Below are 20235 nucleotides of genomic sequence, written 5' to 3' on the forward strand. Positions count from 1 at the left end.
TTAAAAGGGGCACCAACAACGGTCCGAGGAGTGAAACCATGATGATTCGATCAATCCGTCTCGCAGCGCTCGCCGTGGGGCTTGCCGCCACCGGCGCCCAGGCCCAGAGCCTTGATACCCCCTTTGCACTGGACTGGAAATTCGAAGGCCCGGCGGCGCCGTATTTTCTGGCCGAAGAACGCGGCTATTTTGACGACGCCGGACTCGATGTCGAAATCTCGGAGGGGTCCGGATCACTGGATGCCATTCCCAAGGTAGCCACCGGCTCTTTCCCCTTTGGTTTTGCCGATATCAACTCGCTGATGCGGTTTCTTGACCAAAATCCGGACGCACCGGTCAAAGCGGTGATGATGGTCTATGACAAGCCCCCGTTTTCGGTTGTCGGCCGCAAATCCCTTGGAGTGGATGAGCCCGAGGATCTGGAGGGCCGCGTCCTCGGGGCCCCGCCACCGGATGGCGCCTGGGCGCAGTTCCCGATCTTTGCTGCCGAGACCGGCATCGATTCGGATGCAATCACCGTCGAGCCAGTCGGCTTTCCGGTGCGCGAGCCCATGCTGGCGGACGGCGAGGTGGATGCCATCGCCGGATTTTCGTTTTCCTCAACACTCAACCTGCTGCGCCTCGGCGTCCCCGAGGACGATCTCTCGGTGCTGCTGATGGCCGACTACGGTCTCGAGCTCTATGGCAACGCGATTATCGTCAATACCGATTTCGCCGAAGCCAATCCGGATGCGGTCAGCGGGTTTTTGGCGGGCATCGCCCGGGGCTGGAAGGACGCCATCGCCGAGCCCGGCACCGCCGTGGAGGCGATGGTCCCTGCCAACCCGGCCATGGATACCGACAGCGAGACCCAGCGGCTTGAGCTTGCAATCAACGCCAATGTGCTCACCGACTACGTACGCGAAAACGGCATGGGCGGTGTCGATCGCGAGCGTATGGCGGCGGCCATCGAGCAGACCAAGCTGGTCTATGACTTCGACGAGGTGCCATCCATCGAGGATGTCTTCGACGCCCGTTATCTGCCGGCCCAGGCCGATCGGATGCTCGAATGACCGGGCTGATCGAAATCGAGGGGGTCACGCACGCCTATCCAACGGCGGCGGGCCCCCTGCCCGTTCTGGAGAACCTGCAGATCAGCGTCCCCGAGAACGAGTTCGCCGCGGTCGTGGGGCCGTCGGGGTGCGGCAAGTCGACATTGACCCGACTGGTGGCCGGACTGCTGCTCCCGGACGAGGGCGGTGTGCGGCTGCACGGCGAGTGGGTGCGCTCGCCACGCAGCACCGTGGGCATGGCGTTTCAGAACCCCGTGTTGCTGGAATGGCGCACCATTCTGGATAACGTCATCCTGCCGCTGGAGATCGTTGCCCCGCGCATGGGACGCCGCGAGCGGGTGGACCGGGCCATGCAGCTGCTCGAGATGGTGGGCTTGAAAGGTTTCGAGGCAAAGCGTCCGTCCGAGCTCTCCGGGGGCATGCGTCAGCGTGCCTCATTGTGCCGGGCTATCGTCCACAAACCCGAAGTGCTCATCCTCGATGAGCCCTTCGGCGCGCTCGACGCCTTCACCCGTGAGGATCTCTGGCAGACGCTGCGCAACCTGCGCCAGGAAGAGCCATTCACGACTTTGTTGATCACCCACGACCTGCGCGAGAGCGTTTTTCTGGGTGACCAGGTCTTTGTCCTCTCGGGGCGGCCTGCCCATACCCAGTATGTGCTCGATGTCGACCTGCCCGATGACCGCGATATCGAAATCCTCTACGACACGCGATCGGTCGAGATGCTTGCCATTCTGCGTGAGCAGATCCGAATCGCCCAGGGCCGATCCACCGCCGAACAGGCCGTGAACGCATGAACTGGAAGCACAAGATCCTGATCCCGGTCACCGCACTGGCGCTGTTCACGCTTGGCTGGGAGGCACTGGTGTGGGTCAACCAGTGGCCCGCCTACAAGATGGCCGCGCCCTCGGATCTGCCGGCGGCGTTCGTCGAACACTTTGATCTGTTTGTCCAGATGAGCTGGCAGACCCTGTGGCGGACCGTGGCCGGTTTGGCGCTGTCGGTGCTCGCCGGGACACTGCTTGGCATGATCATGGGGTTTTCACGGATTGCCCGCGAGGCGCTCTATCCACTGCTGGTGGGTTTCAACGCCATCCCCAAGGCCACGCTGGTGCCGGTGATCGCGCTCATTTTCATCGGTCAGCACGACTTCAACACGGTGTTGATGGCGTTTTTGATCTCGTTCTTTCCGATCGCCGTGTCGGTCAGCATCGGACTGTCGACGCTCGAGCCCGAGTATCGGGATATCCTGCGCAGCCTGGGTGCATCGCGGGTAACGCTTTTCACCAAGATCGCCCTGCCCAAAACGCTTCCAGAGTTCTTTGGTGCGCTCAAGGTCGCGGCAACGCTGGCGTTTATTGGAACCAACCTGGTCGAGATCGTCTCGCCTCACGGCCGTGGCCTGGGGGCGCTTTTTCGCTCGGGTGAGACCAATGGCGATTATCCATTGATGTTTGCAGTGCTAATCGCGCTGGCCGTGATGGGCATCCTGATCTACTACGCGGTCATTCTGCTCGAGCGCATCTTCGCCGGCTGGGCCGAACGCAGCGAGACCGGGTAGGGCGTGATCGGCATGGGTGAGCGGTTCCAGACCACAACTTCTCAGCACAAACGCGCTCAGGGCGTCGGCGATGTGGGCGAGGTCGGTCTCAGTGAAGGCCGAGCGGTCCATAAGGACCAGCACCTGGGCGCCAAAATCGGCATAGTGCTGGGTGACCGCCCAGATCATGAAGATCAGCTGGATCGGGTCGATCGCGGCAATACGACCGTCGTCGACCCAACCGGAGATGACGGCGCTTTTATCCGCAAGCCAGGGGCGGATGGCCTCCCGCAGATGCCGCTGGGTGTACGGGGCGCCGTTGAGGATTTCCATTGCGAAGATGCGCGACGAGCGGGGGTCATTGATCACGCGCTCGAATTTCGCTCGCACCACCCGGTCCAGCGCCATCGCCGGGTCCGCATCCGGCTGCAGATGGTCGAAGGCATCGTTCCAGTCATGGATGATGTCGTGGAGGACCGCCTCATAGAGCCGCTCTTTGGAGCCGAAATAGTAGACGATATTGGGCTTGGGCAGGCCGGCACGCCGGGCGATGCCCTGCAGGGTCGCACCCTGGAAGCCCTGGACGCCGAATGCGGCGCGCGCCGCCCGAAGGATCCGGCCCTTTTTCTCTCGCCGGTTGGTTTGTTGTCTGTTCATCCTCAACGAGGAGCCCTTTAGCCGTGGACTACTGGATGGATTTTGCCAGCATGCTGGTGCGATGGCTGCATGTCATCACCGCCATTGCCTGGATCGGGAGCTCATTTTATTTCATCTGGCTCGATCTCTCTCTACGCCGTGCCAATGCCCTGCCCGAGGGGGTCAAAGGCGAGAGCTGGCTGGTCCATGGAGGGGGGTTCTATCGGGTTCGCAAATACCTGGTCGCCCCCGAAGAGATGCCCGGCACGCTGCACTGGTTCAAATACGAGAGCTATTTTACCTGGATCAGCGGCTTTGCCCTGCTGGGGATTACCTACTACTGGGGCGCCGAGGCCTACCTGCTCGACCCCGCCGTCTCGGGCATCTCGCCGCTTGTAGCGATCGGGCTTTCCCTGGCCTCGCTGGCTGTTGGCTGGCTGCTCTACCACGCACTGTGTCTCAGCCCGCTGGGGCGGAATGTCTGGGCCCTTGCGGCGGCGGTCTATGTTGTGATCATCGCGGCGGCCTGGGGCTACAGCGAACTCTACAGTTCCCGCGCCGCGCTGCTTCATACCGGCGCGCTGGTGGCCACCTGGATGACCGCCAATGTGTTTTTCGTCATCATCCCCAACCAGAAAAAGACCGTCCGTGCGCTACAGGCCGGCGAAGATCCCGACCCGGCACTGGGGCTTGAGGCCAAGCAGCGTTCGACGCACAACAACTACCTGACTCTGCCGGTTTTGTTCATGATGCTCTCCAATCACTATCCGATGACCTTCGTCGGCGAGTGGTTGTGGCTTCTGGTCGGGGCCGTGGTGCTGTTGGGCGGGATCATTCGCGATTACTTCAACGCCAGCCACACCGGCCATGGCGGCTGGCGGGTCTGGTGGCAGTGGCCCACCGCCGCCGTGCTCGCCCTGGGGATCGCCCTGTCCCTGCGGCCCGAGCCCGTCACCATCGATCCGGCAGCAGCTGCAGTCTCGGATGGTGCCATTCGCACCATCGTCAACAACCATTGCATCAGCTGCCATGCCGCCAACCCGAGTTTTCCCGGGTATAACGAGCCGCCGGCCGGGGTGCGCCTGGAAAGCCTGGACGATGTCCGTCGCTACGCATCACAGGTCCACGCCCAGACCATTGCCTCGCGGGCGATGCCGCTTGGCAACATGACCGAGATGACCGAAGCCGAACGCGAGCAGCTGGCGGCCTGGCTGGCCGCCCAATAACGCTAGATCTCGATGCAGATCTTGCCGAAATGCGCGCCGGCCTCTTCATGCTGGAAAGCGGCCACCAGCTCCTCGAGGGGGAAATGCCGGTCAATGACCGGCCGCAGGCCGATGGCCTCAAGCGCCGCCACCAGATCGGCCTGATCCTGTCGGCTACCAACCAGCACGCCCTGGAGTCGCTGCTGGCGAAGCAGTGACTGAATGAGCGGAAAGTCACCCTTCACACCGGTGAGCACGCCGATTAGCGCGATATGACCACCCACCGCTGCCGCGGTCATTGACTGTGGCAGCGTCCCTGGTCCGCCCACCTCGATGACATGATCCACCCCCCGGCCATCGGTGAGCTCTCGGACCCGCTGGCCCCATTCCGGATTTTCCCGATAATTGATCACCGCATCGGCACCCATTGCCTGGAGCCGCTGGAGCTTTTCATCGCTGGAAGAGGTGCTGATCACCCGCGCGCCGGCCGCCTTGGCCAACTGCAGGGCAAAGATCGAGACACCGCCGGTCCCCAGGGTGAGCACGGTCTGGCCAGCCTGTAAGCCGCCGTGGGGGTAGAGCGCGCGCCAGGCTGTGACACCCGCGGTGGTCAGTGTGGCGGCCTCGGCATGACTCCAGCCGGCGGGCGCCCGGGTAAACGCCTGCGCCGGGCGGGTGACGAATTGCCGGGCGTATCCATCGACCCCGTCTCCGGGGGTACGGCCGAACCCTTCATTGACCGGATCACCGTCGGACCAGTCCAGAAAAAACGTACTGACCACCGCGTCACCCACGGCGAACTCGTCGACCCCCTCGCCGGTGGCCATCACCTCGCCGGCGCCATCCGAGAGCGGAATGCGCGCCTCATCCCGGGGTGCCATCGGCCCCTTGACCACGCCGTAGTCGTGATAGTTAAGGGAGCTGGCGTGAACACGAACGGTGATCTCGCCGGGCCCCGGGGCCGGGGGCTGTCCGGCGTCGAAGATCTCCACGGCATCGAAACCGCCTCCCGGTGCGAGGCGAAGGGTACGGTTTTCCATTGCTTTGCCCATCTCTTATCTGGTGGTCAACAGCCCTCCATGCTGTGCATGCGGCGGGCTGGATGCAAGGGGATGGCCACCGGCGGCCGGCAGCGCATCCGCCAGCGGAGCCGGCCCGGGCTACTGAATCCGGGCCCGGACCTCGGCAAACGCCTCGCGGAGACGATCCGAGGGGATCAGAAAGACCAGACGCCGATCTTCGCCACGGCGCTCTTTGGTGATCCAGCCATCGGCGATGAGCTGAGCGAGGTTATAGCGGACCCCGGTCACCGAGTAGGGCAACACCGCGAGGAGCTGTTTCATCGTCAACGGACGACCCGTTTCATGATGAACGCTCACGGTGATCAGGATATCCGTTGGAATGAGAGACGGCCCATAGGGCAGCACCGGAGCCAGGGCCTGTCGCAGCTTTTCGGTCAGCCGGGCGTCGGCGAGCGCATCCCAAGTGCCCATGGCAAAGTCCCTGTCGCCTTTATCGTCGCGGAAACTAGCCATGCCGCCTGTCGGTGGCAACGGATTTCGAAGCCTAAATTAGCACTCGCTTGACCGGGGCGACGTGATCGCCTCCTCGGTATAGCCATCGGTGGGCCAGGGCTGGCCGTTGGATACCGACAGAATATGCGTACGCAATACCGACGCCGCCTTGCCGCCATCGCCGGACGCCAGGGCGGTCACGATCTCGGCATGCTCGCGGTGGGCCTTATCCAGCCAGGCCTGGGACAGCCCAAAGGTGTTGCGGGCCGAGACCGCGCCGTCGAGCAAGCCCTCCATGAGCCGCCGCAGCCGCCGGCTGCCACTGGCCGAGCAAATCGTCTCGTGGATGGCCAGGTTGATCCGGCTGAGTCGCTCGTGGTCCACCCGATCGGCGCTGATCACTTGATATTCCTGTCCGATCAGCCGCTGCAAGTTACCGATCGTGGAGGGATCGATCCGTTCCGCCGCTCGGCGCGCCGCATGTCCCTCCAGCAAGGCCCTGAGCTCGAAGACCTCGTGACTGTCATCCGGTGTCCAGTCAATGACCCGGGCGCCGCGATAGGGGATGAGCTCGAGCCAGCCCTCGTCGGCCAGCCATTGCAGGCAGTCGCTGACAACTGGACGCGAAACGCCCAGCTCCGAGGCGATGGCTTCTTCGCCGAGGAACTGGCCACCGCCATACACACCATTGAGAATCCGCTTCCGTACCGCCGCGCAGACCCGATCGCTCAAGCTCTCCATCGAAGCGAACCCAACATTTGCTGACATAAGCTAATCATGACCGCTCCGCTTCGGGGCATCAATCAGCAATGACAGCAGCGGGTTGGGATAGCGGCGTTCGATGGTCACCGCGTGGAATGTCTCGGTCAGCGTCGTCAACCGATCCGCCTCGATCAATTGACCACCATCAAGCTCGTCCCGGACGACAATCGGCGGGATGATGGCAAGCCCCACACCCTCCCGGGCCAGCAGACGCATCATGGCCATGTCATCCACCTCGGCCGCGATCTGCGGCGCGACACCCAGCGACGCCAGCAAGGCATCAACTCGGGTCCGCAGGCCGACGCTGCGCGCGGGCAGCAAAAGCGGGGCGGTCGATAGCCGCTCGGCAAGGCTCAAGCCGTCGACCACATGATCGGGGGTCCCGATCAGGCCCACCGGCTGCTCATCGATGCGGTGGACGTAAAAAGGCCGCAACGCATCTGCGCGGGGTGGGTCGTTGGTCAAGACCACATCCAGCTGCAGCCCCATCAGCGCGTCATAGAGCTCGGCTGCACTGCCCGATTGCAGCACCACCTCGACATCGCTGCGGCCCAGTAGCGGTCGCAGAAATCGCAGCTGAAAGTTTCGCGACAGCGTTGCCAGTGCGCCGACGCGCAGCGCCTGCCGCTCGCCGGTGCGTTGCTGCAGGGTAGCGAGCAGCTCATCGCCGGTGGCGAAGATGGTATCGGCATGATCGAGGGCGATCCGGCCGGCCTCGGTCAAATGCAGCGCCCGGCCACGTCGTTCAAATAACGACTGCCCGAGCCGCTCCTCCAGCCGGCGGATCTGTGATGACAATGCTGACTGCGCGATGTTGAGCTGTTCGGCCGCCCGGGTCAGGTGCCCCTCGTGGGCGACGACCTGAAAGTAGCGGAGGTGGTGGTAATTGAGCGCTGGCATAATATTCGGTAAGGGCGAACGTTTGATCTAGAATCAATCACAAAAACGAACAACAAGTCCAGCCCCAGGGCGGTGCACCAACGCGAATTGACGAAACAACCACCGCCGATATCAGTCATAATAAAGGCAGCCTCAGCACAGGAGCCCCCACCATGGTGTGTTCAAGGACAACCGCAAACGCCCTCATTCTTCTGGCGGTGCTGGTACTGTTAAGCGCCTGCGCGTCGGTAAGCGGCAGCGGCGATTACAACCGCAGTTATGACTTCAGCGCCATCGAGCGCACCGCGGTGGTCTCCGTCGACGGCATTGGCGGAGACGCCGCCCGCGACCAGATTGCCAGCATGTACAACCAGGCATTGCTGGGGCTTGGCTACAGCCCCATCGAGCGAAGCCAGATCGACCAGGTACTCGAAGAACAGGACTTCTCTCGCTCGCAGGTCACGGCGGCGAGCGGCGCAGCAGAGGTCGGGCGTATTCTCAACGTCGATAGCGTGGTGCTGGTTAACCTGCCTGAGTTCGGCGAGACCATGAGCATGAGCGCTCAAATGGTCGACGTCACCAACGGTACGATCCTCTGGTCCGCCTCGGGCACCGCCCGGACCGGGGCCGACATGACCCGGCGGGCCGGGCAGCTGCTTGGCGCCATCGGCGGCGGCATTCTGGGTGCCGAAATCGGCGACGACAGCACCGGCGCGGTGGTTGGCGGTGTCGGTGGCGCCGTGGGCGGCGATATTGTCGGCGAAGCGTTATCCAAACAGCGCCAGGAACAGGCAGCGGTACTGATCGACCGGCTCACACTCACCCTGCCAGCCCGCTGAGCCGGCTCAATCCGGCTCATCCGGCACCATACCGTGGCGCGCTGCCCAGACAGCGGCCTCGACCCGTGAGCGAAGCTTCATCTTGCGCAGCAGGCTGCGCACATGCACCTTCGCGGTCGCCTCGGTGATGTCGAGCTCGCGGGCGATCCGCTTGTTGCTCAACCCGCGGCCGAGACAGCCCAGGATATCCTGCTCCCGCGGGGTCACCCCCTCCAGGCCCTCGGGCCCACTGCAGCCGGCCGATCGCATGGCGCGGGCAAGTGCCGAGGTCAGCAGTGGGCTGATCACCACCTCACCGGATGCGACGCGCAGCAGATCGTCGACCAGTCGGTCCGGTTCGCTTTGCTTTAGCAAATAGCCGTTGGCGCCCGACTGAAGGGCTGCCGAGAAACCGGTCTGCTCGTCCGAGACCGTCAAAAACACCACCGGCGCCGAAAAACCCCGCTCGCGCAGGGCCTGCAGCACCTCGACGCCGTTCATGTCGGGCATGTTCAGATCAAGCACCACGAGTTCGGGGTTGAGTGATTCGATGCGCGCCAGCGCCTCGGCGCCATTGCTCGCCTCGCCCGCCATGGCCAGCCCGCGATCGCCAGCCATATCGATGAGCTGCGCCAGACCGCGGCGCAGTAAGGGGTGATCGTCGACGATGAACACTCGCACAGTCATTGACAGGGCACCTCTGCCACCACACAGCTGCCCGCCTTCGCATCGGCCTCGATGGTCAGCTGGCCACCCATCTGGTTGGCCCGGTCGCGCATGATCTCGATGCCGTAATGGCCGCGCTCGACATCACCGGTGATGCCAACCCCATCATCGGTGACGGTCAGCCGCAGCCAGTCCGGGGTGCCGGCGCCAGCCTCGACGCCCTCGAGCGTGACCGCAGCGCGATGGGCCCGGGCATGACGACCGACGTTGTTCAACGCCTCGCGGGCGATATGGATCAGATGAATCCGCTGTCCCGGGTTGAGTTCACACACCCGGCCTGTGCACCGGAAATCAAAAGTGATGTCGGGATACCAGCGCGCAAACTCGTCAACCACCGCACGCAACCCCGAGCGCAGGTCAGGCTGCTCGACCCGCAGCCGGAACATCGCCAAGAGGTCGCGAAGATTCTGGTGCGCTTCATCCACCCCCCGTCTGAGCTCGGTGGATATCTCACGCAGTGCCGCCGGGGAAGGTTCAGGGGCTTTCAATGCATCGTCCATGCGGGTGACCTGGATTTTGATGTAGGTCAGCGACTGGCCCAGGCAGTCATGGCACTCCCGGGCCAGCGCCGAGCGCTCCTCGAGCAGTGCCAGCATGACGCGCTTTTCGGCCTCCCGGGCCTGGTTTTCCATGCGCTCGGCCTGCTCGATGCGCTCCAGCGCCGCGGCCATGTTGTTGAATCGGAGCATCACCGGGGCCATGCCGGCGCCCTGTTCGGCTTCGACACGGGTCGCCGACCAGCCGCCGGTCAATCGTTCGATGCCGGCGGCAAGCTCCCGGACCGGCCGCATCAGCGACAATCGAAAGTGCTGCACGGCAACCAGCATGAGGGCCAGAAAAATGACAAAGATGCTGCCCTCGAGCAGGGTCAGCCGCGCAAGACGCGCCTCGGTGCGGGCCTCGACCGCCGTGACAAAGTCATCAAGCTGTACCGCCAGGGTCTCGATGCGATCGGTCGACGGTGTAAAAGCCGCAAAACTCGGCCCCATGGTCAGAGGCTGGCGCCAGTCGGCATGCCAACGCCGTCTCAGCGCGCTGTAGTGCTGCGCCAGCGCTGGATCGGCCTGCTCGAGCATTCGATGGAGGTTTTCTTCGCGCAATGCCCGATCAAACCGCGCCGCGCTGGCCTGGACCTGCCGGAAATTGCCCTGCTCGTTGTAGAAAGCCATACGATAGACTTCGGCACGCATGGCCGCCGCCTGTCGCAACGTACTCGCGTCATCATCCGCGGCACGGGCGTAGTAAAGCGAACTCACCATTGCCGCGAGGGCCAGTCCAAAAAGCCCCAGGGCAATCATCGTCAACTGCAGCCGCAGCGAGCCGGCAATCGCACCGAGCATCGTATTACCCCGGCTGCCAATCCATTGCACCTGTATCGGCGATCATCAAGCCTTCCCTGTCCCGCTCTCCTGATGCGAAAAATCAACTAAAAAGAGCATGATTGCAAGCCATTGACCCCGGCTATGGGCAGGCAACGACGGCTCTATTTGGGCGTTACCTGAACACCCCGTATGATGGAGCGAGATTTGTGGAATGCTGGGCAGAAAAGCCTTGTGAGCCACGCTTGCCAGCCAACGACGGAAGACTGCCATGCCGATGTACAGCGCCAAGCCCAACGCCCGCCATGACGATGTACCCCGCCTGGGGATCCTCGTCACTAACCTGGGCACACCCGACGCGCCAACCACACCGGCGCTGCGCCGCTACCTGGCGGAATTTCTGGGCGACCCGCGGGTGGTCGAGATCAACCGCCCACTGTGGTGGCTGCTTTTGCACGGGGTCATCCTGCGGACCCGGCCACGCAAATCCGCCGCCGCCTACCGCGAAGTCTGGGAAGAGGGTGGATCACCGCTGCTGACGATCGGCCAGAAACAGGTGGCCGGCATCAAAGAGCGGCTGGCAAAAAAGCTCAAGGGCCCGTTCAGTATTGAACTGGCCATGCGCTACGGCAACCCGTCGATACGCGATGGCCTGCGCAAACTGCGCGAGGAAGGCGCCGAGCGGATCCTGGTACTGCCACTCTACCCGCAGTACTCGGCCACCACAGTCGGGTCGACCTATGACGCAGTGTTCGACGAGCTCAAGCAATGGCGGTTCATCCCCGAGCTGCGATTGATTGGCCAATACGCCGATGACCCGGGCTACATCGAGTCGCTCGCCAACACTATCCGCGAGCACTGGGACCAGCACGGCAAGGCCGAGAAGATGCTGATGTCCTTCCATGGCATGCCCAGACGCTATCTGCTCAATGGCGATTTCTACCACTGCCAGTGCCAGAAAACCGCTCGCCTTGTGGCCGAGCACCTGGGCATGGCGGACGACGAATGGCAGGTCACCTTTCAGTCACTTTTCGGCCGCGAGGTCTGGCTCCAGCCCTATACCGACGAGACCGTCGAGGCGCTGGCCAAATCCGGCATGAAAAAGCTTGATGTCATCTGCCCGGGCTTTTCGGCGGACTGCCTTGAGACGCTTGAAGAAATCGAGGGAGAAAACGCCGAGATCTTCGAAGAGCACGGCGGTGAATCGCTGCGCTACATCCGTGCGCTCAACGACCGGGACGATCACCTGGACATGCTCACCAACCTGGTGCTCGATCACGTCAAGGGCTGGCCCGAGGCCAGCAACAAGATCAAACGCAGCCGCCGAGACCCCAAGGCCACCCGCGAACGGGCAGCCGCGATGGGGTGTGAATACTAGGCCGTCCGGCCGGATGTGGGCTGGCCCGCATCCGGTCCGCTACAAAGACGACCGCCCGATCACCAGCGGACGCTGTCCGTCCAGCGTCCATTCGTGCAGCGAGCCATCATAAAGGGCAACGCTGGCCCGGCCGTCAATCTCTGACATGGCAAACCAGGCAAGCGATGAGACATGCCCTGAGTTGCAGTAATTGATCATCGGCCCCTGGGCATCGGGCAACATCGCATCCACTACGCCTCGAACCTCATCCGCATCCCGCCAATAGACAATCCCATCCCGGGGGGCGACAAAGAGGTTGAAGGGCAATGGCCGGGCGCCCGGCAGATGGCCCGCCCCCTGGACGTAGTCCTTGCTCATTAAACCGGTGAATTGGGCGAGTGGCCGGTTGTCCACCAGGCGGGCCTGCTGCTCATCGGCGACGACGGCGGCCACCTCTTCGCTGGTGGCAAGCAATTCGGGCTGCGGCATGCCGGCCTCAAACCGGCCGTTTTCCGGTGCATCGACCGGGGCGTCGACAGTCTCGCCCCCCGTCGCTGCCCACGCGGCAACCCCGCCGTCCAGAAGCGCCACCGCCTCGTGACCGTAGTAGCGCATCTGCCAGTAAAGGCGGGTCGCGACGGTGGCATCGCCGTAAACCGTGGTGCCCGCCGGGACGATGACGACCGGGTCATCCGAATCGACGCCCATGGCCTGGATCAGCGACTGAAAGTCCTCTGCCGCCGGCACGAGGTAGCGGATCGTACCGTCCGGCCCCGGACGCTCGGTCAAGAAATCACCCATGGCCACAAACGGGGCGTCAGGGATGAAACCGGTCTCGCCAAAGTTCTCCACCCGTCGCGAGGTGTGAATGAGCGTGACCTCATCGCGGTGTTCCTGCACCCATTCCGCGTCCACGACCGGCGCCACGTCAGCACCGTAGACCGGCGCTGCCAAGCCGAAAAGCAGGACAAGGGCGATGGATGGCATGGCTTTTAGCAACATGGATTGCCCCCTAATGCTCAAAAGGTGAAAAGACGGACCGCCGGATCGGCCACTATGGCACCGATCGCCGGCGGCTGGGCAACGCCGACCCCGTCGATTAGATCGGTATCGGTATATTCGCTGTTGGGCAGGAAGATCGCGCATACATCCACCTGCACGCCGTGATCAACCAGCCTGCGCACCATTTGCGCCGGACTCGCATCCGGTCCACGCAAAACCTCCGAGTCGGAGGCTTCCGAGGCGACCGCCAGCTCGCCGGCATCATCACAGAGCAGAACCTGCGGGCTGGCGTCGGCTCTCTGTGCCTGCATGGTCAGAATCAGCGCCATCGCCTGGGTTTGCTCCTCATCGCTGGTGATGATCGTGAGCATATCGGCATCCGTCTGAGCCAGCGCCAGGCCGGGACCAGCCATGAGCAGCAGGGCAAACGCGGCTTTTTTCATCATCTTCATTGGCTTATTCCTCTCTCGAGTATCCGGGGCTCGCCTCAAGCTTTGCGGCCACAAGTATTCATGCCCAACAGGCTGTAGGCCGGGCAATAACTCACCAGCGCTGTCGCCAGCGGGATCACGCCGACCCAGCCCCAGGTCATCCCCTGGCCGAACACCGCCAGCGCGATGAGGACCAGCCCCACGGCGGCACGAATGACGCGATCAACCGCGCCAACATTGGTTTTGAGCATTGGACTTTTCCTCCAGACAGCGTTGCAATCCTGCTCCGGGGCATTTGTCGTCTTGAACCCGGAGCGACTCAGTGATGTAGTCACCGTGGATTGGACGCGCGGAGCGGCAACATGATCCAGATCATGAAAGATGAAATCTCTCACCCGGCGCTGGACCAATTATCCGATAATGCCTGGGAGTCAGTCGCCCGCAGCGCCCAGAAGGTCGAGATCCCTGCCGGTACGCAGGTGTTTGGTCCCGGCGAGGTCTGCGAAGGGCTGCCGCTTGTGATCCGCGGCGAGGTCCGGGTCCAGATGACCGGTGCGGCGGGGAACGAAATCGTGCTTTACCGCATCAAAGGAGGAGAGCTTTGCCCGCTCTCCCTGGCCTGCTTGTTGGTCAAGGGAAGTCATCAGTCGGAAGCCATCGTTGATGAGGACACCGAGGTGATCCTCATCCCGGAGCCGCTGACCAACCGGCTGCTCGATGAAGAACCGAATTTCCGACGCGTGGTGCTGGAGAGTTACGGGCAACGGCTGCTGACCCTGATGCTGGTCATTGAAGAGGTCGCCTTCCGCCGGCTTGATACGCGACTGGCCGAGCGGCTGCTGGCGCGCCAGCGGGATGGCCGGCTCGCCGCCACCCACCAGGACCTGGCGGTGGAGCTTGGAACGGCCCGCGAAGTCGTCAGCCGGCTGCTCAAAGAGTTCGAGCGCCGCGGATTGGTCGGGCTGGAGCGCGGTGCGATTACGCTGACCGATCCGACGGGCCTCGAGGCGATCAGCGGCACCGAGACCGAGAGACAGCAGGCAAGCTGAACGACTTGCAAGAACAAAAGGCAACAATCGGCCCGACAAGGGCCAAAGGCAGGGACCCATGGAGTTTGATCCACTCCTGATATCGCGCATCCAATTCGCTTTCGTGGTGTCGTTCCACGCCATCTTCCCGGTGTTCACCATCGGGCTGGCGTCTTACATCGCACTGCTGGAAGGCCTGCACTTCAAAACCGGTAACCCGGCCTGGGCGCAGCTGTCGCGTTTCTGGACCAAGGTCTTTGCCGTCGCCTTTGGCATGGGTGTGGTCTCGGGCATCGTCATGTCGTTCCAGTTCGGAACCAACTGGAGCAACTTCGCGCAGATGTCGGCCAACTTCCTTGGACCGATCCTCAGTTACGAGGTGGTCACCGCGTTCTTCCTGGAGGCGGCCTTTCTGGGTGTGTTGCTGTTTGGCCGTGACAAGGTGCCGCGGGGCACCCACCTGTTCGCCGCGGTGATGGTCGCGCTGGGGACGTTCATCTCTTCTTTCTGGATTCTGGTGGCCAACAGCTGGATGCACACGCCGGCCGGGGTCGAGTTCCAGGACGGGATGCTCCATGTCCGCAGCTGGGCAGAGGCCATTTTCAACCCATCCTTCCCGTATCGATTCGCGCACATGGCGCTGGCGAGCTTTTTGACCGGCAGCTTTGTGGTCGCGGGTGTCAGTGCCTGGTATCTGCTCAAGGGGCATATGGTCGAGGCCAACAAAAAGGCCCTGTCCATGTGCCTTTGGATGATCCTCTTTCTGGCGCCGGCACAGGCGGTCATGGGCGATTTCCACGGGCTCAATACGCTTGAGTACCAGCCCGCCAAGGTGGCCGCCATGGAGGGCAACTGGGAGACCCAGGCCGGTGCACCGTTGCTGCTGTTCGCGCTGCCGGATCAGGCCGCGCAGGAAAACCGCTTCGAGCTCGGCATCCCCAAGCTGGCCAGTCTCATCCTCACCCACAAGGCCGACGGCGTAGTGCCCGGGCTCAATGAAGTGGCGCGGGATGAGCAGCCACCCGTGGCAGTGGTTTTCTGGTCGTTCCGCATCATGGTGGGGATCGGCCTGGCGATGATCGCCGTGGGCCTTTGGGGCCTGGTGCTGCGGCTGCGCGGCAGGCTTTATCAGCCGGGCGTTTTCCATCGATTCTTGCCAGTGATGATCGCCGCGCCGTTTATCGCGGTGCTGGCCGGATGGTTTACGACCGAATCCGGCCGCGCTCCCTGGCTGGTCTACGGCATGATCAGCTTCGCCGAGGGGCTGACACCATCACTGACCGGGTGGATGGCCATGGCCAGCCTGATCGGCTACGGCGCTGTCTACGCGGTGGTCTATGCCTCGGGCGGGTACTACCTCTGGCGGCTCATTCAGGGTGGCATGACCGATGCCGAGCCCGGCGCCGATGAGGCCGGTGCGCATCCAAAACGTCCGATGTCCGCCGGCGGGCCCATCAACCCGGCAATGCCGGCGGCGCCGGAAAAAGGAGAATGGTCATGATCGACTTTACGATGATCTGGGCGGCGATCATCGCCTTCGGCGTGATCATGTACGTGCTCATGGATGGCTTTGACCTGGGGGTGGGGATCCTCTACCCCTTCGCCCCCGGCGAAGAGTCCCGGGATGTGATGATGAACTCGGTGGCGCCGGTCTGGGATGGCAACGAGACCTGGCTGGTGCTCGGCGGTGCCGGCCTGCTGGGTGCGTTCCCGCTGGTCTACTCGGTCCTGCTGCCGGCGCTCTACCTGGGCGTCTTCTTGCTGTTGGCCGGGCTGATCTTCCGGGGGGTCGCCTTTGAATTTCGGTTCAAGGCGACACCGGCAACCAAGGGCTACTGGAGCGTGGCATTCGCAGGCGGCTCCACGCTGGCGGCGCTGGCCCAAGGGATCGTGGTGGGGGCCTATATCCAGGGCTTTGAAACCGAGAACTTTACCTACGTCGGCGGTGCCTTTGACTGGCTCACACCCTTTTCAGTGGTGACCGGCATCGGTCTAGTACTTGGATATGCGTTGCTCGGCAGCACCTGGCTGATCATGAAAACCGAGGGCGATATCCAGGAATGGGCCTATCGGGTCACGCCGAAGCTGCTCACCGGGGTGCTGGCGGTCTTTTTGGTGATCAGTTTCTGGACGCCGCTGGTGGACAGCTTTGTCCGCGATCGCTGGTTCAGCAACCTGTTTGTCATCTGGCTGCTGCCCGCCGGGGCGTTGCTCTGCGCGGCGATGATCTACCGCGCTGTGAGCCGGCGCAGCGAAGGCCTGCCCTTTGTCGCCACCATGGGGCTTTTCATCTTTACCTATCTGGGTCTGCTGGCGAGCAAATGGCCCTATGTGGTACCGCCGGCGTACACGCTCTACGACGCCGCATCGGCGCGGGAGTCGCAGATGTTCCTGCTCCTGGGCGTGCTTTTTGTCATCCCGGTGGTGCTGGGTTATACGGCCTGGACCTACTGGGTCTTCCGCGGCAAGGTCCGGGTGGGTGAGGGTTATCACTAGAGGCGCTGCAACGCTGTCCGGTCGTCGATGACCGGCAAAGAATGGCTGCAGGCGCAGCGCTCGGCGGTTGCGCCGAAGCTGCGCGTCGCAGCCGCTTGCGGGATCGCCGAAGGCCTGCTGATCATCGCCCAAGCGGGTCTGATTGCCTGGCTTGTCTACCAGGTCATCCGCGCCGACCAACCGCCGCAATCGCTGATTGCACCGGCTTTGGCCTTAGTGGTTGTCGTTCTGCTGCGTCCGGTCGCCCAGACCTTGCGGGCGGCGGCCGCCATCCAGGCTTCGGACCGGGCCCGTGCCAGTGTCCGTCAACGGCTGCTAGGGCGCATCGAGACGATGGGTCCCGCCGGCCTGGCAGGTATGGATAGCGGCGAGCTGGCGGCCAAATTGAGCGATCAGGTGGATGCGCTGGATGGCTATTTCGCGCGTTATCTCCCCCAGATGCAGGTGGCCATCCTCGTTCCGCTGGCCATCCTTTTGACCGCCTATGCGCTGGACTGGCTGGCGGCGACCTTCCTTTTGCTCTCCGCGCCCCTCATCCCGCTTTTTATGGCGCTGGTGGGCATGGGCGCCGAGCGACTCAATCGCGACCAGTTCCTGGCGCTGCAGCGGCTCTCGGGCCAGTTCATCGACCGGGTGCGGGGGCTAACCACGCTGCGCCTTTTCGGGCGAACCGAAGACGCCGCCGAGGGCATCATCCGCGGCGCCGATGAATACCGGATCCGCAGCATGCGGGTGCTGCGGGTTGCCTTTCTCTCATCCGCCGTGCTCGAGTTCTTTGCCTCCGTCGCCATCGCGGTGGTCGCCATTTATGTCGGTTTCGGGCTGCTTGGCTATATCGACTTCGGCCCGGCCCCGAAGCTGACGCTTTTCAATGGGCTTTTCGTGCTCTTGCTGGCGCCGGAGTTCTTCCAGCCGTTGCGCACCCTTGCCCAGCATTATCACGACCGTGCCACCGCCCTGGGCGCCGCCGAGCAACTCGCCGAGCTCGACATTGACCCCCCCGCTCAGACCGGGGGCGGTCCATCGGACCCGCCGGTTGCCGGACAGCCGGCCGGCCTGCCGCCCGGCCACGTACTGGCTGTCGACTCGCTAACCATAGCCAGACCCGGCCGGGGCCAGGTCATCCATGTGCCGGCGTTGAACGCCACAAGCGGCGAGCGCATTCTCATCGAAGGGCCCTCCGGCAGCGGCAAAACCTCGTTGCTCGAGGCGATCGCCGGGCTTTTGCCCGCCCAGGCTGGGCAGGTCCATCGACATGCCGACAGCACCCGGACGCTCGGCTGGCTGGCGGCGCCACCCCATGTCGCCCGGGCCAGTCTGGCCGACAACATCCGTCTGGGTGATCCCGATGCCGACGACGCTGCGGTGCTCGCCGCCGCCGAGCGCGCCGGGGTGATGGAGTTCGCGGCGCGACTCACGGCCGGTCTCGACACCCGGGTCGGAGAACGTGGCCAGACCCTCTCCGGTGGTCAGGCCCAACGCCTGGCCCTTGCCCGGGCCTTTGCCTCGCCGGCGTCGCTGATCCTGCTCGATGAGCCGACAGCCGCACTGGATGCGGTGACCGAGCGATATGTCCTCGACGGCATCGACGCCCTGGCCGCCGAGGGCCGGGCGCTGATTATCGCCAGCCACGATCAGGTCCTGCGCAGGCATGCCGATCAAATCTACCGCATTCGTGACGGCGTTCTGGAGCACTGCGGCGATGCATGAACTCATCCCCTACCTGCGGATGCTGCGCCGCTACCGCGGCCAGCTGGCCCTGGGCGCGATCCTGATGCTTGCCACCGCGGCGTCGGGCATTGGTCTGCTGGCGCTCTCGGGCTGGTTCATTACCGCAACGGCTGTCACCGGCGCGTTACTGGCGGCCGGGGTCGCCGCCAGCCTCGAAATCTACATCCCTGGCGGGGGCATTCGGGCGTTTGCCGTAACCCGGACAGCCGCCCGATATTTTGAGCGCATTACCAATCACGACAGCGTCCTGCGGCTGTTGCGGGATCTGCGCGGACGGGTATTCCGCCGGCTCGCGGCCACCAGCGCCGAGGACCGGGCGAATTTTGCCAGCGGCGAGCTGCTCAATCGGCTGACCACCGATGTGGATCGGCTCGATGGGCTGTTCCTGCGGGGACTGGCGCCGCCTCTGGTGGCGTTCCTGGCCATTCTGATCGTCGCCGCCTTGTTGAGCATCGGCAGCCATTTGGTGGCCTTGCCGGCGGGCGGGGCATTGCTGGTGGTCGCCGGCATGGCGCTGCTCACCGCCTGGCAGAGTGGACAGCGGTCGACCACCCGCCTTGCCGGCGCCCAGGCCGACCTGCGCGCCGGGCTGATCGACCATATCCACGGGCTTGGCACCTTGCTTGCGTTTGGCAGCCTGAGCGCACATCAGCGACGGTTAGATGACCTAGAGACAACAAGCCGTCAGGCCGAGGCCGCGCTTGCCATGGCCATGGCCCGGCGCGAGGCGTTCTTGCATGGTGCCGTGCAGCTGGTGGCGGTCGGTGTGCTGCTGGCCGCCCTGTGGCTGTTTCATCGCGGCGCGGTCACCGGAGCGGTCGCGGTGATGATGCCACTCGCCGTTCTGGCGCTTCTCGAACCCGTCGGGGTCCTCCCGGGCGCGGGGCTCAACCTCGCCCACGCCCGCGCATCGGCGGTGCGGCTGGATGATGGGCTGGCCCGGGTTGGCCCCGACGGCCCGACCCGGGCATCCAGCGATATACCCGACAACGCCGGCGACACGGGTGGGGCGGCATCGGGGCCGGTCGATGTCCAGATCGACGGGCTCACGATCACCCGAGGCGCCGGCGCTCGGGTGGTCGATGACCTTAGCCTTGCCGTCGCCGCCGGCGAGCATCTCGCCATGATTGGCCCCTCGGGCTGTGGCAAATCCACGCTGGCTCTGGCCCTTTCCGGACAAATCCAGCCCGATCAAGGCAAGATCACGCTCGATGGCACACCCATGGCGGATATGCCGGCGGCTCAGCGCATCCACCAGGTGGCCTTTCTGACCCAGCAGACCGAACTATTTAGCGGTTCGTTGCAGGATAATCTGCAAATCGCCAACCCCTCCGCCACCGATGCCGATTTCTGGCGCGTGCTCGAGGCCGTGGCACTGGATGGCTTTGCCCGATCGCTGCCCGAGGGCCTTGATACCTGGGTGGGTGAGTCCGGCACCCGCCTGTCCGGTGGACAGGCCCGCCGTGTGGCACTGGCACGGCTGATGCTCCGCGACCCGTCGCTGGTGATCCTCGACGAGCCCTTCTCGGGTCTGGATGCCGGGACGGCCCGGCACATCGATCAGGCGCTGACCGACTGGCTGGCCAACCGCACGGCGCTGCTGCTGGGCCATGCCGAAACGGCATTGCCGCAGGCCGACCGACTCGTCGAGATGCGGGCCGGACAGGCGCAGCAGACCACGCCGGGATAGGACGGCTGAGCCGGGGTTGGGGTAGGATAGCGGGTCTTGTTCAGTAGAA

The 20235-nt window shown here is 63.9% G+C and carries 21 protein-coding genes; 11 read left to right on the forward strand and 10 right to left on the reverse strand.

Translation table 11 applies throughout. The features are described from left to right. Nucleotides 1-38 precede the first annotated feature (38 nt). The 3 genes from V6X73_RS09075 to V6X73_RS09085 are packed head-to-tail and all read left to right on the forward strand — an operon-like array spanning nucleotide 39 to nucleotide 2613. On the forward strand, nucleotides 39-1052 hold the full coding sequence (locus V6X73_RS09075) for an ABC transporter substrate-binding protein (protein WP_367959613.1): 1014 nt from the start codon (nucleotides 39-41) through the stop codon (nucleotides 1050-1052). Then, on the forward strand, nucleotides 1049-1849 hold the full coding sequence (locus tag V6X73_RS09080) for an ABC transporter ATP-binding protein (protein ID WP_367959614.1): 801 nt from the start codon (nucleotides 1049-1051) through the stop codon (nucleotides 1847-1849). Before V6X73_RS09075 ends, V6X73_RS09080 begins: the two co-directional genes overlap by 4 nt. Then, nucleotides 1846-2613 carry an ABC transporter permease gene (locus tag V6X73_RS09085; RefSeq protein WP_367959615.1) on the forward strand — a complete coding sequence of 256 codons (768 nt, stop codon included), beginning with the start codon at nucleotides 1846-1848 and terminating at the stop codon, nucleotides 2611-2613. Before V6X73_RS09080 ends, V6X73_RS09085 begins: the two co-directional genes overlap by 4 nt. On the opposite strand, the gene V6X73_RS09090 is transcribed toward V6X73_RS09085, so the two are convergent. Beyond that, entirely contained in the window at nucleotides 2515-3249 is a 735-nt protein-coding gene (locus V6X73_RS09090; protein ID WP_367959616.1) for a TetR family transcriptional regulator C-terminal domain-containing protein, read from the reverse strand. The genes V6X73_RS09085 and V6X73_RS09090 overlap by 99 nt on opposite strands. A gap of 23 nt (nucleotides 3250-3272) precedes the next feature. Here V6X73_RS09090 and V6X73_RS09095 point away from each other — a divergent pair, with 23 nt between their 5' ends. Next, nucleotides 3273-4454 carry a urate hydroxylase PuuD gene (locus V6X73_RS09095; protein WP_367959618.1) on the forward strand — a complete coding sequence of 394 codons (1182 nt, stop codon included), beginning with the start codon at nucleotides 3273-3275 and terminating at the stop codon, nucleotides 4452-4454. A gap of 2 nt (nucleotides 4455-4456) precedes the next feature. Here V6X73_RS09095 and V6X73_RS09100 read toward each other — a convergent pair whose 3' ends face one another. The 4 genes from V6X73_RS09100 to V6X73_RS09115 all read right to left on the reverse strand — a co-directional run bounded on the left by V6X73_RS09100 (nucleotide 4457) and on the right by V6X73_RS09115 (nucleotide 7609). After that, complete coding sequence (locus V6X73_RS09100) at nucleotides 4457-5473, reverse strand: zinc-dependent alcohol dehydrogenase family protein (RefSeq protein WP_367959619.1); 1017 nt, start codon at nucleotides 5471-5473, stop codon at nucleotides 4457-4459. Nucleotides 5474-5593: 120 nt separating this feature from the next. Beyond that, nucleotides 5594-5926, reverse strand: coding sequence for a MarR family transcriptional regulator (locus V6X73_RS09105; RefSeq protein ID WP_367959620.1), 333 nt, complete (start codon nucleotides 5924-5926; stop codon nucleotides 5594-5596). 78 nt (nucleotides 5927-6004) lie between these two features. Then, the gene (locus V6X73_RS09110) at nucleotides 6005-6715 is read right to left on the reverse strand and encodes a GntR family transcriptional regulator (protein WP_367959621.1); all 711 of its coding nucleotides are present in this window, start codon (nucleotides 6713-6715) and stop codon (nucleotides 6005-6007) included. Between the two features lie 3 nt (nucleotides 6716-6718). After that, complete coding sequence (locus V6X73_RS09115) at nucleotides 6719-7609, reverse strand: LysR family transcriptional regulator (protein ID WP_367959622.1); 891 nt, start codon at nucleotides 7607-7609, stop codon at nucleotides 6719-6721. A 152-nt stretch (nucleotides 7610-7761) separates the two neighbouring features. Here V6X73_RS09115 and V6X73_RS09120 point away from each other — a divergent pair, with 152 nt between their 5' ends. Next, complete coding sequence (locus tag V6X73_RS09120) at nucleotides 7762-8427, forward strand: CsgG/HfaB family protein (RefSeq protein WP_367959624.1); 666 nt, start codon at nucleotides 7762-7764, stop codon at nucleotides 8425-8427. A 6-nt stretch (nucleotides 8428-8433) separates the two neighbouring features. On the opposite strand, the gene narL is transcribed toward V6X73_RS09120, so the two are convergent. Together narL and V6X73_RS09130 are read right to left on the reverse strand one after the other, a co-directional pair. Then, nucleotides 8434-9093, reverse strand: coding sequence for a two-component system response regulator NarL (narL, locus tag V6X73_RS09125; RefSeq protein WP_367959626.1), 660 nt, complete (start codon nucleotides 9091-9093; stop codon nucleotides 8434-8436). Then, complete coding sequence (locus tag V6X73_RS09130) at nucleotides 9090-10472, reverse strand: ATP-binding protein (RefSeq protein WP_367959627.1); 1383 nt, start codon at nucleotides 10470-10472, stop codon at nucleotides 9090-9092. Before V6X73_RS09130 ends, narL begins: the two co-directional genes overlap by 4 nt. Before the next feature lie 250 nt (nucleotides 10473-10722). Here V6X73_RS09130 and hemH point away from each other — a divergent pair, with 250 nt between their 5' ends. Next, nucleotides 10723-11829, forward strand: a complete 1107-nt coding sequence (hemH, locus tag V6X73_RS09135; protein WP_407810438.1) for a ferrochelatase — start codon at nucleotides 10723-10725, stop codon at nucleotides 11827-11829. 39 nt (nucleotides 11830-11868) lie between these two features. On the opposite strand, the gene V6X73_RS09140 is transcribed toward hemH, so the two are convergent. Genes V6X73_RS09140 through V6X73_RS09150 form a run of 3 tightly spaced genes read right to left on the reverse strand, consistent with a single transcriptional unit; the run spans nucleotide 11869 to nucleotide 13492 of the window. Beyond that, nucleotides 11869-12810 carry a sulfurtransferase gene (locus V6X73_RS09140; RefSeq protein ID WP_367959629.1) on the reverse strand — a complete coding sequence of 314 codons (942 nt, stop codon included), beginning with the start codon at nucleotides 12808-12810 and terminating at the stop codon, nucleotides 11869-11871. 17 nt (nucleotides 12811-12827) lie between these two features. Continuing rightward, nucleotides 12828-13262, reverse strand: a complete 435-nt coding sequence (locus V6X73_RS09145) for a hypothetical protein (protein WP_367959630.1) — start codon at nucleotides 13260-13262, stop codon at nucleotides 12828-12830. 35 nt (nucleotides 13263-13297) lie between these two features. Continuing rightward, nucleotides 13298-13492 (reverse strand): YgaP family membrane protein, encoded by a 195-nt coding sequence (locus V6X73_RS09150; protein WP_367959631.1) that lies wholly within the window; start codon nucleotides 13490-13492, stop codon nucleotides 13298-13300. A gap of 123 nt (nucleotides 13493-13615) precedes the next feature. Between V6X73_RS09150 and V6X73_RS09155 the strand changes: the two genes are divergently transcribed. From V6X73_RS09155 to cydC, 5 genes are read left to right on the forward strand one after another with little or no spacing between them, the layout of a single operon-like run. Beyond that, a complete protein-coding gene (locus V6X73_RS09155; RefSeq protein WP_367959632.1) occupies nucleotides 13616-14290 on the forward strand; it encodes a Crp/Fnr family transcriptional regulator in 675 nt (224 codons plus the stop codon). Nucleotides 14291-14348: 58 nt separating this feature from the next. Then, complete coding sequence (locus V6X73_RS09160; protein ID WP_367959633.1) at nucleotides 14349-15770, forward strand: cytochrome ubiquinol oxidase subunit I; 1422 nt, start codon at nucleotides 14349-14351, stop codon at nucleotides 15768-15770. After that, nucleotides 15767-16765: a cytochrome d ubiquinol oxidase subunit II gene (gene cydB, locus V6X73_RS09165; RefSeq protein ID WP_367959634.1), complete on the forward strand. Its 999-nt coding sequence runs from the start codon at nucleotides 15767-15769 to the stop codon at nucleotides 16763-16765. Before V6X73_RS09160 ends, cydB begins: the two co-directional genes overlap by 4 nt. 27 nt (nucleotides 16766-16792) lie before the next feature. Continuing rightward, on the forward strand, nucleotides 16793-18475 hold the full coding sequence (gene cydD / locus V6X73_RS09170; RefSeq protein ID WP_367959635.1) for a thiol reductant ABC exporter subunit CydD: 1683 nt from the start codon (nucleotides 16793-16795) through the stop codon (nucleotides 18473-18475). Then, the gene (cydC, locus tag V6X73_RS09175; RefSeq protein WP_367959636.1) at nucleotides 18468-20186 is read left to right on the forward strand and encodes a thiol reductant ABC exporter subunit CydC; all 1719 of its coding nucleotides are present in this window, start codon (nucleotides 18468-18470) and stop codon (nucleotides 20184-20186) included. The genes cydD and cydC overlap by 8 nt, the downstream gene beginning before the upstream one ends. The last annotated feature ends 49 nt before the right edge of the window (nucleotides 20187-20235 follow it).

The organism is Spiribacter pallidus (assembly GCF_040838495.1).
Taxonomy (GTDB): Bacteria; Pseudomonadota; Gammaproteobacteria; order Nitrococcales; family Nitrococcaceae; genus Spiribacter; species Spiribacter pallidus.

Excerpts from the sequence above, each read along its gene's own strand:
- V6X73_RS09075 (WP_367959613.1), top strand. The coding sequence starts at position 39 with ATGATGATTCGATCAATCCGTCTCGCAGCGCTCGCCGTGGGGCTTGCC.
- V6X73_RS09080 (WP_367959614.1), top strand. The coding sequence starts at position 1,049 with ATGACCGGGCTGATCGAAATCGAGGGGGTCACGCACGCCTATCCAACG.
- V6X73_RS09085 (WP_367959615.1), top strand. The coding sequence starts at position 1,846 with ATGAACTGGAAGCACAAGATCCTGATCCCGGTCACCGCACTGGCGCTG.
- V6X73_RS09090 (WP_367959616.1), bottom strand. The coding sequence starts at position 3,249 with ATGAACAGACAACAAACCAACCGGCGAGAGAAAAAGGGCCGGATCCTT.
- V6X73_RS09100 (WP_367959619.1), bottom strand. The coding sequence starts at position 5,473 with ATGGAAAACCGTACCCTTCGCCTCGCACCGGGAGGCGGTTTCGATGCC.
- V6X73_RS09105 (WP_367959620.1), bottom strand. The coding sequence starts at position 5,926 with ATGGGCACTTGGGATGCGCTCGCCGACGCCCGGCTGACCGAAAAGCTG.
- V6X73_RS09110 (WP_367959621.1), bottom strand. The coding sequence starts at position 6,715 with ATGTCAGCAAATGTTGGGTTCGCTTCGATGGAGAGCTTGAGCGATCGG.
- V6X73_RS09115 (WP_367959622.1), bottom strand. The coding sequence starts at position 7,609 with ATGCCAGCGCTCAATTACCACCACCTCCGCTACTTTCAGGTCGTCGCC.
- V6X73_RS09120 (WP_367959624.1), top strand. The coding sequence starts at position 7,762 with ATGGTGTGTTCAAGGACAACCGCAAACGCCCTCATTCTTCTGGCGGTG.
- narL (WP_367959626.1), bottom strand. The coding sequence starts at position 9,093 with ATGACTGTGCGAGTGTTCATCGTCGACGATCACCCCTTACTGCGCCGC.
- V6X73_RS09130 (WP_367959627.1), bottom strand. The coding sequence starts at position 10,472 with ATGCTCGGTGCGATTGCCGGCTCGCTGCGGCTGCAGTTGACGATGATT.
- hemH (WP_407810438.1), top strand. The coding sequence starts at position 10,723 with ATGCCGATGTACAGCGCCAAGCCCAACGCCCGCCATGACGATGTACCC.
- V6X73_RS09140 (WP_367959629.1), bottom strand. The coding sequence starts at position 12,810 with ATGTTGCTAAAAGCCATGCCATCCATCGCCCTTGTCCTGCTTTTCGGC.
- V6X73_RS09145 (WP_367959630.1), bottom strand. The coding sequence starts at position 13,262 with ATGAAGATGATGAAAAAAGCCGCGTTTGCCCTGCTGCTCATGGCTGGT.
- V6X73_RS09150 (WP_367959631.1), bottom strand. The coding sequence starts at position 13,492 with ATGCTCAAAACCAATGTTGGCGCGGTTGATCGCGTCATTCGTGCCGCC.
- V6X73_RS09155 (WP_367959632.1), top strand. The coding sequence starts at position 13,616 with ATGAAAGATGAAATCTCTCACCCGGCGCTGGACCAATTATCCGATAAT.
- V6X73_RS09160 (WP_367959633.1), top strand. The coding sequence starts at position 14,349 with ATGGAGTTTGATCCACTCCTGATATCGCGCATCCAATTCGCTTTCGTG.
- cydB (WP_367959634.1), top strand. The coding sequence starts at position 15,767 with ATGATCGACTTTACGATGATCTGGGCGGCGATCATCGCCTTCGGCGTG.
- cydD (WP_367959635.1), top strand. The coding sequence starts at position 16,793 with ATGACCGGCAAAGAATGGCTGCAGGCGCAGCGCTCGGCGGTTGCGCCG.
- cydC (WP_367959636.1), top strand. The coding sequence starts at position 18,468 with ATGCATGAACTCATCCCCTACCTGCGGATGCTGCGCCGCTACCGCGGC.